The organism is Martinezella sp. CNPSo 3957 (assembly GCF_057784395.1).
Map to the genome: position 1 here is coordinate 441,159 of NZ_JBXSOU010000004.1, position 13,767 is coordinate 454,925.

Annotated in this window: 13 protein-coding genes; 6 read left to right on the top strand and 7 right to left on the bottom strand. The window is 60.8% G+C overall.

Features of this window, described 5'->3' with window-relative positions; all coding sequences use genetic code 11:
• Positions 1-14 precede the first annotated feature (14 nt).
• The 3 genes from hpaH (at position 15) to AC13QE_RS13470 (ending at position 2,394) form a co-directional block, all read left to right on the top strand.
• On the top strand, positions 15-797 hold the full coding sequence (hpaH, locus tag AC13QE_RS13460) for a 2-oxo-hept-4-ene-1,7-dioate hydratase (protein WP_488484048.1): 783 nt from the start codon (positions 15-17) through the stop codon (positions 795-797).
• Between the two features lie 7 nt (positions 798-804).
• On the top strand, positions 805-1,569 hold the full coding sequence (gene hpaI / locus AC13QE_RS13465) for a 4-hydroxy-2-oxoheptanedioate aldolase (protein ID WP_488484049.1): 765 nt from the start codon (positions 805-807) through the stop codon (positions 1,567-1,569).
• A gap of 126 nt (positions 1,570-1,695) precedes the next feature.
• Positions 1,696-2,394: a transporter substrate-binding domain-containing protein gene (locus tag AC13QE_RS13470; protein WP_488484050.1), complete on the top strand. Its 699-nt coding sequence runs from the start codon at positions 1,696-1,698 to the stop codon at positions 2,392-2,394.
• A gap of 42 nt (positions 2,395-2,436) precedes the next feature.
• Here the strand turns inward: AC13QE_RS13470 and AC13QE_RS13475 are convergent, their stop codons facing one another.
• Together AC13QE_RS13475 and AC13QE_RS13480 are read right to left on the bottom strand one after the other, a co-directional pair.
• Entirely contained in the window at positions 2,437-3,462 is a 1,026-nt protein-coding gene (locus AC13QE_RS13475) for a questin oxidase family protein (RefSeq protein WP_488484051.1), read from the bottom strand.
• Positions 3,459-4,922 (bottom strand): FAD-dependent oxidoreductase, encoded by a 1,464-nt coding sequence (locus AC13QE_RS13480; RefSeq protein WP_488484052.1) that lies wholly within the window; start codon positions 4,920-4,922, stop codon positions 3,459-3,461. Before AC13QE_RS13480 ends, AC13QE_RS13475 begins: the two co-directional genes overlap by 4 nt.
• A 250-nt stretch (positions 4,923-5,172) precedes the next feature.
• On the opposite strand from AC13QE_RS13480, the gene AC13QE_RS13485 reads away from it, so the two are divergent.
• The 3 genes from AC13QE_RS13485 to AC13QE_RS13495 all read left to right on the top strand — a co-directional run bounded on the left by AC13QE_RS13485 (position 5,173) and on the right by AC13QE_RS13495 (position 8,380).
• Positions 5,173-6,447: an ABC transporter substrate-binding protein gene (locus AC13QE_RS13485; protein ID WP_488484102.1), complete on the top strand. Its 1,275-nt coding sequence runs from the start codon at positions 5,173-5,175 to the stop codon at positions 6,445-6,447.
• Between the two features lie 170 nt (positions 6,448-6,617).
• Positions 6,618-7,562: a carbohydrate ABC transporter permease gene (locus tag AC13QE_RS13490; RefSeq protein ID WP_488484053.1), complete on the top strand. Its 945-nt coding sequence runs from the start codon at positions 6,618-6,620 to the stop codon at positions 7,560-7,562.
• Positions 7,562-8,380, top strand: a complete 819-nt coding sequence (locus tag AC13QE_RS13495) for a carbohydrate ABC transporter permease (RefSeq protein ID WP_488484103.1) — start codon at positions 7,562-7,564, stop codon at positions 8,378-8,380. The genes AC13QE_RS13490 and AC13QE_RS13495 overlap by 1 nt, the downstream gene beginning before the upstream one ends.
• A 135-nt stretch (positions 8,381-8,515) precedes the next feature.
• Here the strand turns inward: AC13QE_RS13495 and atzF are convergent, their stop codons facing one another.
• From atzF to AC13QE_RS13520, 5 genes are read right to left on the bottom strand one after another with little or no spacing between them, the layout of a single operon-like run.
• The gene (atzF, locus tag AC13QE_RS13500) at positions 8,516-10,354 is read right to left on the bottom strand and encodes an allophanate hydrolase (RefSeq protein WP_488484054.1); all 1,839 of its coding nucleotides are present in this window, start codon (positions 10,352-10,354) and stop codon (positions 8,516-8,518) included.
• Positions 10,355-10,365: 11 nt separating this feature from the next.
• A complete protein-coding gene (locus AC13QE_RS13505; RefSeq protein WP_488484055.1) occupies positions 10,366-10,998 on the bottom strand; it encodes a cysteine hydrolase family protein in 633 nt (210 codons plus the stop codon).
• Positions 10,991-11,662 carry a cysteine hydrolase family protein gene (locus AC13QE_RS13510; protein WP_488484056.1) on the bottom strand — a complete coding sequence of 224 codons (672 nt, stop codon included), beginning with the start codon at positions 11,660-11,662 and terminating at the stop codon, positions 10,991-10,993. Before AC13QE_RS13510 ends, AC13QE_RS13505 begins: the two co-directional genes overlap by 8 nt.
• Complete coding sequence (locus AC13QE_RS13515) at positions 11,659-12,270, bottom strand: HAD family hydrolase (protein WP_488484057.1); 612 nt, start codon at positions 12,268-12,270, stop codon at positions 11,659-11,661. Before AC13QE_RS13515 ends, AC13QE_RS13510 begins: the two co-directional genes overlap by 4 nt.
• Positions 12,267-13,754: an FGGY-family carbohydrate kinase gene (locus AC13QE_RS13520; protein WP_488484058.1), complete on the bottom strand. Its 1,488-nt coding sequence runs from the start codon at positions 13,752-13,754 to the stop codon at positions 12,267-12,269. The genes AC13QE_RS13515 and AC13QE_RS13520 overlap by 4 nt, the downstream gene beginning before the upstream one ends.
• Between the last annotated feature and the right edge of the window lie 13 nt (positions 13,755-13,767).

Here is a 13,767-nt window from a genome sequence, read left to right on the forward strand (position 1 = left end):
ACAGAGCCGAACCGATGATCACAGAACAGGAACGCCGAGAGGCGGCCAACGCCCTTCTGAAGGCCGAAACCGATCGCAAGCCAATCGTTCAACCGAGCAAGACCTATCCCGGTCTGGAGCTTGAAGACGCCTACAAAATTCAAGCACTCTGGGCGGAGGCTCGGACTGCTAGGGGTGCTCGGGTCGTAGGCCACAAGATCGGCCTTACGTCGCGCGCGATGCAGATGGCATCCAAGATGACCGAGCCCGACTATGGTGTCATCCTCGACGACGCTCTCTACAACGACGGAGCGCAGATCAAGGCGGAGCTCTTTATCAAGCCCCGCCTCGAAGTCGAACTCGCCTTTGTGATGGGCGAGGATCTCGAGGGGCCTAGTACGCGGATCTACGACGTGATGAGGGCGACCGAATTCGTAGTCCCGGCTCTCGAGATCATCGACTATCGCACCGAGGTTCCAAGAGCGATCACCGACACGATCGCCGACAATGCCGCTTTCGGGGCGATCGTTGTTGGCGGGCGCATCATTCGCCCAATGGACATCGACATCCGCTGGGTGGGCGCCACCCTCTCGAAGAACGGCATTATCGAGGAATCCGGTGTTTCCGCAGCGATCATGGGCCATCCGGCAGCCGGGATCGCCTGGTTGGTAAACAAGCTCCATGCGGTGGGCGGCGGTTTGAAAAAGGGGCAGATCGTGCTGGCCGGCTCCTTCACCCGCCCTGTGGACATAGCCCAGGGCGACGTGATCCAGGCCGACTACGGTCCCGTCGGCTCAATTGGCGTCTCATTCGTGTGAGGATCTAATGGAACTCCCCATCAACAGCTTCAAGCGAAAACTCCAGGCCGGTCAAAGTCAGATCGGATTGTGGTGCGGCCTTCCGGGCAGTTATACAGCAGAAATCGTCGCACCGTCCGGTTTCGACTGGCTGCTTTTCGATACCGAGCATTCTCCCAGCGACGTCCTTACTGTGCTTCCACAGTTACAGGCGGTCGCGCCGTACGACGTCGCCCCCGTGGTGCGCCCGGCCTTTAACGACTCCGTATTGATCAAGCGCTTTCTGGATATCGGCGTCCAGACGCTTCTCATTCCATATGTGCAGAATGAACAGGAAGCGAAGGCGGCCGTGGCGGCGGCGCGTTACGCACCGCGAGGTATCCGCGGCGTATCCGCCCTCACCCGCGCCACCCGTTTCGGGCGCGTGCCGAACTACGCGCAGATTGCCGAACAGGAGATCTGCCTCTTGCTGCAGATCGAGACACGAGGGGCGCTCGATCAGCTTGAAGCCATTGCAGGAGTCGACGGAGTCGACGGGATCTTCATCGGTCCGGCAGACCTTGCAGCCAGCCTCGGTTATCCCGGCCAACCGGGACATCCCGAGGTAATCTCGGCAATCGAGAATGCGATCGAGCGCCTGAAAGCCGTCGGTAAGCCTTCGGGCATCTTGACGCCTGACGAGAAATTTGCGGCTCGCTGCATTGCGCAGGGAACGCTGTTTACGGCAGTCGGCGTCGATGTTGCCCTTCTTGCCAGAGGATCGGAAGCACTTGCGTCTAGGTTTTCGCGCTAGAACCGGATGATTTTAGGTCCGTTTGACCTAAAATCTGAATCCGCTCCAGAATCAAAGAGGTAGAGCGCGATGTCGTCCGAAAACCGCCCGCACGCTTCGGCGTCACGCTCTAGGGAGACGTGTAGCATGTTCACTTTGGAGCAGGTACGGTCGGAAATAGCCCCGGCTGGAACCATTAGGGCCGCCGTCAATATGTCGAACGCAGCATTGATCCGCTGGGACGAAAACGCGGGCGCCTTAGTGGGACCGAGCGCGGAAATTGCGGATGGGATCGCCCGCGAACTTGATCGGGGGCTTTCCCTCATACGATACGGATCCGCTGCGGATATTCTTTCCGCTGCGGACGGCGACGAGTGGGACATCGCCTTCATCGCGTCTGACCCATCAAGAACCGATCGCTTCAGCTTCTCGCCTCCCTACATCTCCGTCGAGGCCACCTACCTGGTTCCGGCAGCTTCACCCTATCGGACGGTGGATGAGCTGGATTCCACCGGAACTCGCATCGCTTCCGCGCGTAGCGCCGCCTATACGAAGCAGCTCGAACGAATACTCCAACGGGCGACGGTGCTGCATGTCGACAACCCCACGGCGGCCCTCGACCTTCTCGCCAGCCGAGAATGCGACGCGGCGGCTGGACTGACCGAATTCCTCTTCAACGCCTCCGAGCGGATGGAAGGCTTCCGGGTGGTAGATGGAGTGTTTTCGCAAATTCCTCAGACCATCGCGGTGCATAAACGGGCCACTAACGCCTCGCTGTTCTTCGCGGACTTCGTGCGGCGGCTCGGCGGCGCGGATGCTGGGGAAGAAAAAAACGGAGTTCCGTGAAACCCGCCTCTATGCATAAACCCGCGCGAGCAGAGTTTACCCCTAGATCAGCCGAACGCGCCGTGCCGCCACAACCCGATAAAGCGGATCACCCCAGACCAGTTGTTCCTGTAATGCCGAAAAGACCAGGCTAATGTCGTGTTCGTCGTTGGAGGCGACGGCCGCGGCCCTTATCTCTGGCCAGTCTGGTACCCGCATTTCACGCATCGCCTGAAGCGTTTCGGCGGTCGGAAGCGCCGGGAAGCCGATTTTCGGAACGAGTGCGGCAATCACCTGCCAGAAGGCACGGTAAAGCGGCAGCGGATCATCCAGATGCGCCGCGACCAACCGAGCCCAATGCAAGCCGGTAACGGCGTGGAGCGCCGAAAAATCCATGGTCGAGGCGAATAGGGCGAGCGCCGTCTCCGCCATGCGCTTGGGCGTCGCTTCATCAATGCGCAAACGATCGATCACCGGCGGAAAGTCCGGCAGGGCGGCGACTTCGCGTATATTGTGCCAGAGAAGATCGGTCTCAGGCACATAGTCGTGCGCGCCGGCAACATTATTCATGGCAGCGAGAATGGCTGCCGGATCGTCAGTGTCGGGCTTTATTCCAGTCGGATCCGGCATGGGCAGATAACAGGTCGTCCAGTATCCGAGCGCCGTTCCCACTTCCTTCGTGTCGGCGTTGAGCACCGCATAAGCCAGCCGCATCAGCGGGTGCAGCGCACTGCCGGCCACACCCTGGATCAACCGGGGCAAATAATGGCGGATCGCGGCATCGGTTCCGAGCCTTTCGACTTCGGCGATGAAATAGGCGCGATAATCGGATTCCCGCGTCCGGTCACCCAGCGCCGCATCCCAACGCGCACGCTCGATCGGAGCCCCGGGCGGCGGCGCGGGAACAAGCTGGTTTGCCACGCGGTAAATCTCATACCATTCGTCGAGACGCTCAGGGGTCGCGCCCATGCGATCGAGTGCCACGAGGACCATCGGAGCGTGATTGGCCAGCAGATAGGGAAATTCCACACTCTCACACCGGGCCTTTTCCAAAACCCGGTCGAGCTGAAACCTTGGTATGATTGTCATGATGACACTTCCTTCATGCCTTCAAAGTCTCCACCGTGGCCGCGCGGATCGAAATGATGCTCCTGATAGGCCGCGAGGTCACGGAGAAAATCGTCGGCCGCCTCGTGAAAGAGACCGCCCACCACCGCATCGACGATACGCGGCAGACCGTATTTCATGCCGGTCACACCGTTACTGATCGGGCCGAGGCTGGCAAGGGCCGAGCAGTTGAACAAATGGATATGCGACAGCCATCCATGGGTCGCGGCATTCTTCGGCGTCAGCTCGAAGCCGCGCCCGAGATAGGGATGGGCCGCGATCTCGGCCGATGCCTCGCCATCCGGCGGCGCAAAGTGATCAGACCAGAAAGCCATATGCGGTGCGATGCTCTTCAATTCCGCGCGTCGGGTGAAATCGATCGTATAACCGGTGCCAAGCAGAAGATGATCGGCGCTGAATGTGCCGCTGTCGCTTTCGATCACAACCCGCCCAGCATCCAATGTCACGGACCGCACCTTATGGCCCAGCGCCATCGTGAAACGCGGATTAGACACTGCACGATCGAATTGGTCCTGTGTCGGCGGGATCTTGAAGCCATTGTAGAGCCGGATATAGCGCCATTTCTGCAGGTCCGACAGGTCGCCGAAATGACCAAGGAAGCCCGGAAAATTGGTCCAGGCCAAGACTTCCGTCCGGCCGAAATTGCGCGAGCGGCCGATCATAACAACGCTTTTTGCGCCCTTTTCCAAAGCCGTTGCCGCCCAGTCGAAGCTGGAAGTCGCCGAACCCAGAATGGCGACATCTCGATCCTTGAGATGGCCATCGTCTGCGATCTCGGCACTATGGGTCCAGTATTGCTTGGGCAAGGTACGAACGAAATCGGGAATCATCGGCGCGCCGCCGCCATCAATACCGGTGGCCAGCACAAGCCGCCGGCATTCGATCTGTTGCGTTTCACCATCCGCTTCAAGCACAAGCCGCAACCAGCCATCGACTTGCGATATCCCGACAAGGCTCGTGCCGTTCAAGACATCCGGCTCCGTCACCGCGCGATACCAGCCGAGATAGGCCATCCAGTCTTGCCGCGACATCTTGTCGAGGCTTTCATAGGCGTCCGTGCCATAGACGGCTTCGTACCAGGCACGCGGCGTCAGCGACGGCAGGCCAAAATCCGGCCCGGCGAGATGTTTCGGCGAGCGCAGCGTCTTCATGCGCGCACAGCCGATCCAAGGCCCTTCCCGCCCCTCCCCGGCCCTGTCGATCACCTGAACGCCCACAACCCCGCGTCGTTTCAGGCCAAAGGCGATAGCAAGCCCGGACATGCCGGCTCCGCAGATCACGACATTATAGCGCGCCATACAAGCAGGCCCCGGCTCCGGTGCCGGAGCCCACACCCGTCCGAGCGCTTCCGTCGCCTCCATTTCGCCGACGAGCCGCTTTTCAAGCGCTTCAAGTCGCGATGTGCTGAGGCCACCGTTCATGTTCGATCCTGACACTTCTTTGTTCAACGACGCCTCGGACTAAGCCCGGCACGAGTGCAAGCCTTTTAAGCAACCCGACGAATGCGCAAAAACGAGGCATACTGCACAGCGATCAAGCAAAACATGCGCGATATTGTTCAATTTTGTTATATTCAGGCCATTGTTGCATTTTTGTCAAGTGCACTTGAGTGCGTTTTTGTTTGATGTATAGTGACGATCAATCATGAAAAGGAGAACACTAATGACATTCATGAAGGGGAATTTTCAGAAGTTTGCTACCGTTTGCGTTATTGCCCTGACAGGGGGCATGGCGCAGGCCGCCGACAAGCCACTGGCCGGCGTCACTCTCAATCTGGCATCCATGAACGACCAGTATTCGGCCGTGCTGGCGCAGATCGCGCCCGAGTTCAAGGAAGCGACCGGCGCAGAACTCAAGGTCGACATCATGGACTACGGCTCTCTGCTGACGAAAACGACCGCCGATTTCGTGGGGCACACCGCCGGTTATGACCTGATCACCATGGACATCGTCTGGGCAGGGCAGTTCGCCGCCAATGGCTATACGATCGATCTCAACGACCTGATGAAGCGCGATGCCAAGGAGCTCGATGCCGCCGACATCTATCCCAAGCTCACGGAAGCGCTCGGCAACTACAAGGGCAAGCAGGTCGCCTATCCCTTTGCCGGCTATGCCAACGTTCTCGCCTATCGCAAGGATCTCTTCGATGCCGCCGGCCTGAAGGCTCCGGAAACGATGGAAGATCTGGTTGCCGCCGCCTACAAGCTGACCGACCCGGCCAAGAAGCAGTATGGCTTTGTCGCCAACGGCCAGAAAGGCCCGGCGGTCGCCCAGGACTGGATGCAGTATAACGCCGAAATGGGCGGCGCAATCCTCGACAAGGACGGCAAGCCGGCGCTCAATTCCGAAGCCAATATCAAGAGCCTGACTGTTTATCGCGACCTCTTCAAGAAGGCAGCCCCTCCCGGTGCCGCCGACTATGACTGGGGCGGCCGCGAGGAAAGCTTCCGGCAGGGCATCGCCGCCACGATGCAGACTTGGTCTGTCGGCGCGCCTGGCTATTACGATCCGAAGACATCCAAGATAGTCGGCAAGGTCGATGTCGCGCTCGCCCCGCGCGGTAAGGGTTTACCGAAGATCTACGGAATTGGCGGCTGGGGCCTGGCCATCAATGCCGATGCGAAGGACAAGCAGAAAGAAGCCGCCTGGACCTTCATCAAGTGGGTCACCAGTCCGAAGATCCAGAAGGAAATGAACCTGCTCGGCGCTGGCAGCTATATCCGCAAGAGCACGGTCGCCGACAAGGAGCTGAACGCCAAGTATCCGTTCCTGCCCGTTCTCAACGAAGTCTTCGAGAACGGCGACGGCGACTATCGCCCGCGCATTCCGGAATATCCGGAAATCCAAGACATGCTAGGCACGGCAGTCAACTCCGTCCTAGTCGGTACGGCCGAGCCCAAGGCCGCGCTTGATGCGGCGCAGGAAGCAGCCGCCAAGCTGTTCTAAGAATAGGCCCGCTTCACGAAAGACCGTGAAGCGGGCCTTTCATTTCGAGGGCGATGGTCGGGCCGGCTTTAGCGGCACGCTGAAGGCAAGATTCCGTTTGCGCACCGGCCCGTTTTCCTCTCAGATCGAAACGCGAACCAATTGGCCATTCGGTGATGACGAATTACGCGATGAACCTGACCAGTTCCGTTGACAGCAAGGCGGCCACGCGCCTCCCCTCCGTCTCTTTTGCCACGCGACGAAAATTCTTCCTGTTTGCCATGGCGCTCCCCGCCGTCGCCTACGTGATTGCGCTCGGCGTCTTCCCGCTCGTAAAGGGCATCTGGTACAGCCTCTACGAATACAATCTCCTGAAGCCGGCGCGGACGCATTTCGTCGGCATCGACAATTACATCAACCTGCTGGCGGACGCCGATTTTCGCGGCGCTATTGCCAACACGGTGATCTTCACTGTTTTTTCTGTCGCCATCGAACTTGTCTTCGGCTTTATCATCGCGCTGGCACTCTGGCGCGACGACCGGTTCAATCGCGTCTGCCTGACGTTGATCCTTGTTCCCGTCACCATTACGCCGCTGGTCGTCGGCCTCATCTTCAAGGGCTTGCTGCTCGCCGACTACGGCATGGTCGGCTATTATCTTGCCCAATGGGGCATCACCGATCCGCGCGGCCTCTTCGCCACACCATCGACCGCGCTGGCCACGCTCATCTTCATAGACGTCTGGGAGTGGACGCCGCTCGTCGCACTTATTCTACTGGCCGGCCTAAAGGCGCTGCCCGGCGATCTCCTGGAGGCCGCCGCCGTCGACGGAGCAACCGCCTGGCGCACTTTCCGCTCTATCACCCTGCCGCTCATGCTCCCCGCCGTGATGCTGGCGCTGACGCTACGCACCATCGACGCCTTCCGCGTCTTTGACAGCGTGTTCGTGACGACCGGTGGCGGACCGGGCAATTCCACCAACACGCTCATGGTCTATGCGGTGAAGGAGGGCCTGAGCTTCTTCAATATCGGCAAGGCATCGGCGATTTCCAACATCGCGCTTCTCTGCGTAGCGATCATCGCCGCCTGCTTCATCCTCATGATCCGCCATTTCGACAAGAAGGCCAACGGCCGATGATGACACGCTCCATAGCCTTCGATATGGCACGCCGCGGGTTCCTGCTGCTTACGCTCGCCTTCTTCCTGCTGCCCTTCCTGTGGCTCGCAATGACCGCCTACAAGCCGTCGAACGCGATCTTCTCCATTCCACCCCATCTCTTCTTCACGCCGACGCTGGACCAGTTCCGCAACGCGCTGCGTATCTTCGATGTCGGCAGCCTCGTCATTTCCAGTCTCCTGATTGCTGGCGGCTCTATGCTGCTTTCGCTGATACTCGGCGTTCCGGCCGGCTATGCGCTCGCCCGCTCGACACATCCTGCCGCCATGGGCGTTGCCTATTTCTTCATGACGATCCGCATGGTCCCCGCTGTCGCGGCGCTCATCCCGTTCTATCTGCTCATGCGCGATATCGGCCTCATCGGCAGCTGGTTCAGCGTCGTCCTGATCAATTGTGTGCTCAATACCGCCTTCGTGAGCTGGATGATGTTTTCCTACTTCCGCGGCCTGCCGAAGGAACTGGAAGAGGCGGCGCTGACGGATGGCTGCCGGCAGTTCGGTGCGTTCTGGAAAGTATCGCTGCCAGCGGTGCGCTCCGGCATCATCGCCTCCGCGCTTTTCTGCGTGCTCTTCTCGTGGAACGACTTCCTCTTCGCCATGTTCCTGACGCGGCTCGATTCCAAGCCGATCTCGGTGGCGTTGCTGTCGGCCTACGGCACAAAGGACATCACCTGGGGGACGCTCGGGGCGTTGGCGCATTTCTCGACCGTGCCAATCGTGCTCATCGTGCTCGTCCTCAACCGCTATTTCGTGCAGGGACTGACCAAAGGCATCAACTGAGCGAGCAAACCTTGGCGATTAAAAAGGCGTCACCTCGCGGAGCCGCCTTTCGTCATTTCGAACACGTCAAACAAAACGTAAAGAGCGCTTCAGGCGATTTCGTTTTCACCGGAAACCCTCCCCCGAGAACCTTTCTCAGGCCGCTTTCGAAGCCAGGTAATTCTTCCAGCCGGCATGCGCCGTAATATCGATCGCGCCGTCCAACGCCACGGTCTCGCAGAGAAAGCCGGATACCTGGCGACCGTTCTCAAGCGCGAGCTTACCGATCCCCAGCGGCTGCGGAATGCGCTCGACGAAATCGGCAAAGCCTGCGAGTGGCAGCGACCAGATCTCGACCTCGATGCCCGGTCCCTTGGCGTTTGGATCGCGAACGAGACCGGGCTTGGCCGGTGTCGTGCCGGCGAGTGCATAAAGCCGATAATCGCCTGTAGTGCGGGTCTTGCCGCGGAATACGCCACCGCGCTCCGTCAGTTCATGATTGAGCGGCATGCCGGACAGATGCGCGCCGACAACGGCAATCTCGCGGTGACCAGCGGGAATTTCCGTCGGTGCGCCATAGGCCGGATAGGGATTGAGGTTCATGCCGAGCCCGATGCCGGCGCGACGGTGGAATTCGGCCGCGATCGCCGCCGCTTTCGCTTCGGCCATGCCGGGGGCGAGGAAGGTGACGCCCGAGGGCAGGCCGTCGGCGCGGAAACCGTTCGGTACGGCGATCCCGCAAAGGCCCATCAGATTGACGAAATTGGTATAGATGCCGAGCCGCGCATTGAGAGCGATCTGATCGGCGAGAATCTCGCTTTTGCGATAGATAGTCGGCGTCGTCGGCACCAGAAGCACTTCGATACCGTCCCAGATCGGGCGTGTCGCGCATTTCAACTCGGCAATGCGGTGAATGGCGCGGAAGGTATCAACGGATGAATATTGCCCGCTGTTTTCGAGGATCTTCTTTGTCACCGGATGGATCGCGTCGCCATGTTGGGCCAGCACCTTGTCGAGGCTGAGTGCGCGCTCCGAAATCCAGGGGCCTTCATAGAGAATACGCTGAGTTTCCTCGAACGCGGCGAAATCGACCGCGACCGCGACGCCGCCCATGGCATGCAGTCGCTTGACGGCTTCCTGGAACAGCCGCTCGGCCTCGCTGTCGCCGAAGAAGCGAACCGCCGCGCCGGCCGGAATACCAAAGCGAAACTTCGGCGGGGCGGGCCGCATGTCGAGCGCGACATGATCGGCCTCGGGCTTGGAAAAGGGATAGGACGGATCGTAGCCGGTGATGATGCGCATGACCGCCATGCCATCCTCCACCGTCAACGCGAAGACCGATACGGTCTCGATCGTCTTCACGCAACCGCCGCCCGATACGCAGGCATTACTGACAATGCCCGGCGTCGGCTTGATCCCGACGATGTTGTTGAAGCCCGCCGGTACGCGGCCGGAGCCGGCGGCATCATTGGCGATCGAGAAGCTGGAAAGCCCGGCCGCCACCGAAACGCCCGAACCGGAACTGGAACCGCCGGAAATATAGTCGTCGTTGAACACCGACGAGCATGCACCATACGGCGTGCGCATGCCGACAAGGCCGATGCCGAACTGGTCCATATTGGTCTTGCCGATCAGGATCGCCCCACTATCGAAAAGGCGCGTCACCACCTGCCCGGTACTTTCGGCGATATAGGCCCCCTCTTTCAGCGCATTGGTCGTCGGCAGGCCGATGACATCGTTGCAATCCTTGATCGAAAAAGGAATACCCCAGAGAGGACGACCGTCATAGCCGGCATTCTCCAACTCCGCGGCCGCCCTCAGTGCATCGGCGCGGGAGATGAGATAGATCCAAACATGGTCGTCGCCTCGCGCCTCAATCCGGTCATAGATAGCGTTGACGACCGTTGAGGGCTTAAGCTGGCCAGATGCATAGGCAGCGGTCAGCGTATGGAAATCGAGGCTGCCGGTCTCGGTCGGCCAATGAAAATCAGACATGTCGATCCTCTTCAGGTCGGGATGGGCGCCCTCAGCGCCGAGAACAGTTGATCCGAGCGCGCCACGGTGCCGAAAAGCCCGTTGCCGAAGACGGTGATGCGCAATTGCCCGGCATGACGGGCATCCGTCGTTCCCTTACACGCATCGGAAACAGCGATGCATTCGAAGCCCATATCGTTGGCAGCACGCTGGGTCGCGTGCAGCAGGCCCTCGGTCGGAACACCTGCCAGCACCAGATTGCGGATGCCGCGCCGCCGCAACCAGGCATCTAGCCCGGTCGAATAGAAGGCATTGTCGCCCGGATGGTCGAAGATCGAAGCCTCCGCCGGCAGGCCAAGCGTGTCTGAAAGCTGCCATTCCGGCGTCCCGGGCGCAAAGACCGGATCGCCCATGGCAGCGCGACGGGCGGCAACCGGGGAAAGCGCCTCGCTGCGGCTACGCCGGCTCGCAATCACCGGAAGGCCGACCTCCTGAGCGCATGCGATTAGCTTTGCCGCGACAGCAGCCTCCGGTTCCGCACCGAGTGCGGCGATCGTACCGTTCTGGAACCCCAGAATGAGAAGCGCGCTATCGGCAGCGCTCCATTGCCCATCGAAAGGCCAGGAATAGGGAGTGGCGGCAACACCGGGGAAGTTGTCAGCCATGGAGCGCCTCCACGGCGGCGCGGAACCCCGCGAGATCTGACGCCGTCCCCCAGCGCCCACCGAAGGCTTTCAAGATATCCATCGTCGCTTCGTGATTGGCCGTTTCGACCGCGGCTGTGCAATCTTCGAGAATGACGCATTCATAACCGCGTTCGAATCCATCGCGGAAGGTCGATTGCACGCAGCAATCGGAGGTAACGCCGATGACGATGAGATGGGTGATGCCTTGAGCCTTCAGCTGCGCATCGAAATCGGTCGCGTGGAAACTCGACTTGCCCGGCTTGTCGATCACCGTTTCACCAGCAAGCGGCGCAAGTTCCGGAACGATTTCGAAGCCAGGTTCACCGCGCACGAGGATATGCCCCGAAGCACCTTCATCACCGATGCCGAGCCCATGGACGCGGGTACGCCATTGCTTGTTAGCGGGCAGATCAGACAGGTCGGGCGTATGGCCCTCCCGGGTATGGAAGACGGCGAGGCCCCCGCGCCGTGCGATTGCCAGAGCCTCCGCAACGGCCGGGATGACGGAGCGCGTATTGTTGATATCCTCGCCCAATTGATCGACCCAACCGCCCGGCGCGCAGAAATCGACCTGCATGTCAATCACGACAAGTGCCGCCTTAGCGGCGCGTTCAGGCGGGTTGCATGGCCAGAAATTCATCATGCACGAAGCCTACGCTCTTCAACGAGGTCGAGGATTGCCGAGAAGTCGGTGAAATCCGCGCCATAGCGCAGCACCGGCATGCCCGCCCCCCGCGCCGACGCCGCGCCCACGACGCTATCTTCGACGGCCAGCACGTGCGAAGCATCAAGGCCAAGACGCTCGCAGGCAAGCCGATAAGGCTCGGGATCAGGCTTGCCATGCACCACATCCTCGCGCCCGATCGCAAAGGCCATCGTGCGATCGAGCCCCATAGCCTTGAGATTGGCCTCGACAATGCGACGAGACGAGTTGGAAACCGCACATTGAACAAGCCCGGCTGCGGCAAGCGCAAGCACCGTCTCCGGCGCGCCCGTAATCGGCTGCAATTCGGCGGTCCGCTCAATATAAGCCTCTACAATCTCCGAAAGCCAAGTATGGGGGCCAAGTCCGGGTGGATAGAGCGGCGCGAGCACCGTCCAGACATCACTCATCGCCATCCCGATGAAACGCGTATCGTTTGCGGCGATGTTGACGCCATAACGCTTCGAGACGGCCATCAACGCCTTATGATGAACCGGTTCGCTGTCGATCAGCGTCCCGTCGACATCCCAGGCGATTGCCTTGATCATGGCTGGCCTCCATGCGCGAAGAAGGGTTTCAGCGACCGATAGAGATCGCGGTAGTCGGCATAAATCCGGTCGCCGGCGGCAACGCCTTCCGGCGAAGGCTGAAGCACCGCGCCAAAACGCACGGAAGCCGCGGCATCGTCCCACGCCGCAATGCCGGAGCCTGCCGCCGCCACCCAGGCCGCGCCAATCGACGAGCCGAAGGCGTCAGACAAGACATGAACCGGCTGGCCGCAGATATCGGCGACGATCTGCATCCAGACATGGCTTCGGCTTCCGCCGTCGGAGGCGATCAGCCGGCTTGCGGGGCGCCCCGTTTCCGAAAGCACATCGAGATGATGGCGGAAGCCGCAGGCAATCGCCTCCAGCACCGCGCGCCACATATGGCCGCGCGTGTGACCGAGACTGAGACCGGTGATCGTACCACGCGCCAACGGGTCATGAATCGGTGTCTTCTCGCCGAGAAAATAAGGCAATGCGCGCACGCCGTCCGCGCCAGCAGGCACGGTCGCCGCTTCCTGGTCGAGCTGCTTTAAAACATCGTCGCCTTCCGAGCCGCCGATGATGGCGGCAAGCCATCTGAGAAGCGAGCCTGAGGAAGCCATGCAGCCGTTCGGCGCATAAAGGCCGGGAACGAGATGGTAATCGAGGAAAAGCCGGCGGTCGGGCTCCGGCTTGCCGGCAATGGCGATGATGTCGCCTGCCCCGCCAAATTTCAGGAGGACATCCCCGGCCTGCGTCAGGCCGGCCGCTAGCGCAGAGGCGATATGGTCGGCGGCCCCACCGAAGACAGGTAGGCCTTCCGGCAGGCCGGTCAGGCCCGCCGCTTCCGCCGTCACCGCGCCGATAACCTCATGCGAGGCGACCAGCTCCGGCAGGACGCCGGAGCGAAGTCCCGACAGCGCCACGAGGTCATCAGCAATCCGGTGATCGCCAAGATCGATGAAGCCCGCTTCAAGCGCCCAGTTACGCTCGACCGTCAGGCGGCCGGTCAGATGCATGTTAATGAAATCATAGGAGCCGAAGACATGGGCGATCCGGCCAAAGACATCCGGCTCATGCGCCCTCAGCCATTGCAGTTTCGGGGCAACCAATTGCTGGGTCAGGCCCTGGCCGGTGCGGCTGAGGAAACGCTCCTCGTCCAACGCCGCTTTCATGGCTTCGACTTCCGTCCCGCAACGCGCATCGCTTTGCTGGATGCTCGGGCGCAGTACGCGGCGTTCGCGATCGAGCAGCACCACAGCCGGAAGCATGCCGGTGACGCAGACGCCGGCGAGTTCGCATCCTTCAGGCAGGCGTGTGATCATGTCCCGCACCACGACCTGCGTGTTCGCCCACCATTGCCCGGGATCGGCCTCGGCAAAGCCGGGATGCGGCGAGGACAAGCGCGAGGGACGCGAGGCCGAGGCCAGGGGTTCGCCGGCCTCCGACATCGCTACCGCGATCGTCGAGGTCGTACCGATATCGATGCCGATGAATACGGGCATGGCGGAAGAACCT

Bases quoted from the DNA above. Each gene is read 5' to 3' on its own strand.
- hpaH (WP_488484048.1), top strand. From the start codon at position 15: ATGATCACAGAACAGGAACGCCGAGAGGCGGCCAACGCCCTTCTGAAG.
- hpaI (WP_488484049.1), top strand. From the start codon at position 805: ATGGAACTCCCCATCAACAGCTTCAAGCGAAAACTCCAGGCCGGTCAA.
- AC13QE_RS13470 (WP_488484050.1), top strand. From the start codon at position 1,696: ATGTTCACTTTGGAGCAGGTACGGTCGGAAATAGCCCCGGCTGGAACC.
- AC13QE_RS13475 (WP_488484051.1), bottom strand. From the start codon at position 3,462: ATGACAATCATACCAAGGTTTCAGCTCGACCGGGTTTTGGAAAAGGCC.
- AC13QE_RS13480 (WP_488484052.1), bottom strand. From the start codon at position 4,922: ATGAACGGTGGCCTCAGCACATCGCGACTTGAAGCGCTTGAAAAGCGG.
- AC13QE_RS13485 (WP_488484102.1), top strand. From the start codon at position 5,173: ATGAAGGGGAATTTTCAGAAGTTTGCTACCGTTTGCGTTATTGCCCTG.
- AC13QE_RS13490 (WP_488484053.1), top strand. From the start codon at position 6,618: ATGAACCTGACCAGTTCCGTTGACAGCAAGGCGGCCACGCGCCTCCCC.
- AC13QE_RS13495 (WP_488484103.1), top strand. From the start codon at position 7,562: ATGACACGCTCCATAGCCTTCGATATGGCACGCCGCGGGTTCCTGCTG.
- atzF (WP_488484054.1), bottom strand. From the start codon at position 10,354: ATGTCTGATTTTCATTGGCCGACCGAGACCGGCAGCCTCGATTTCCAT.
- AC13QE_RS13505 (WP_488484055.1), bottom strand. From the start codon at position 10,998: ATGGCTGACAACTTCCCCGGTGTTGCCGCCACTCCCTATTCCTGGCCT.
- AC13QE_RS13510 (WP_488484056.1), bottom strand. From the start codon at position 11,662: ATGATGAATTTCTGGCCATGCAACCCGCCTGAACGCGCCGCTAAGGCG.
- AC13QE_RS13515 (WP_488484057.1), bottom strand. From the start codon at position 12,270: ATGATCAAGGCAATCGCCTGGGATGTCGACGGGACGCTGATCGACAGC.
- AC13QE_RS13520 (WP_488484058.1), bottom strand. From the start codon at position 13,754: ATGCCCGTATTCATCGGCATCGATATCGGTACGACCTCGACGATCGCG.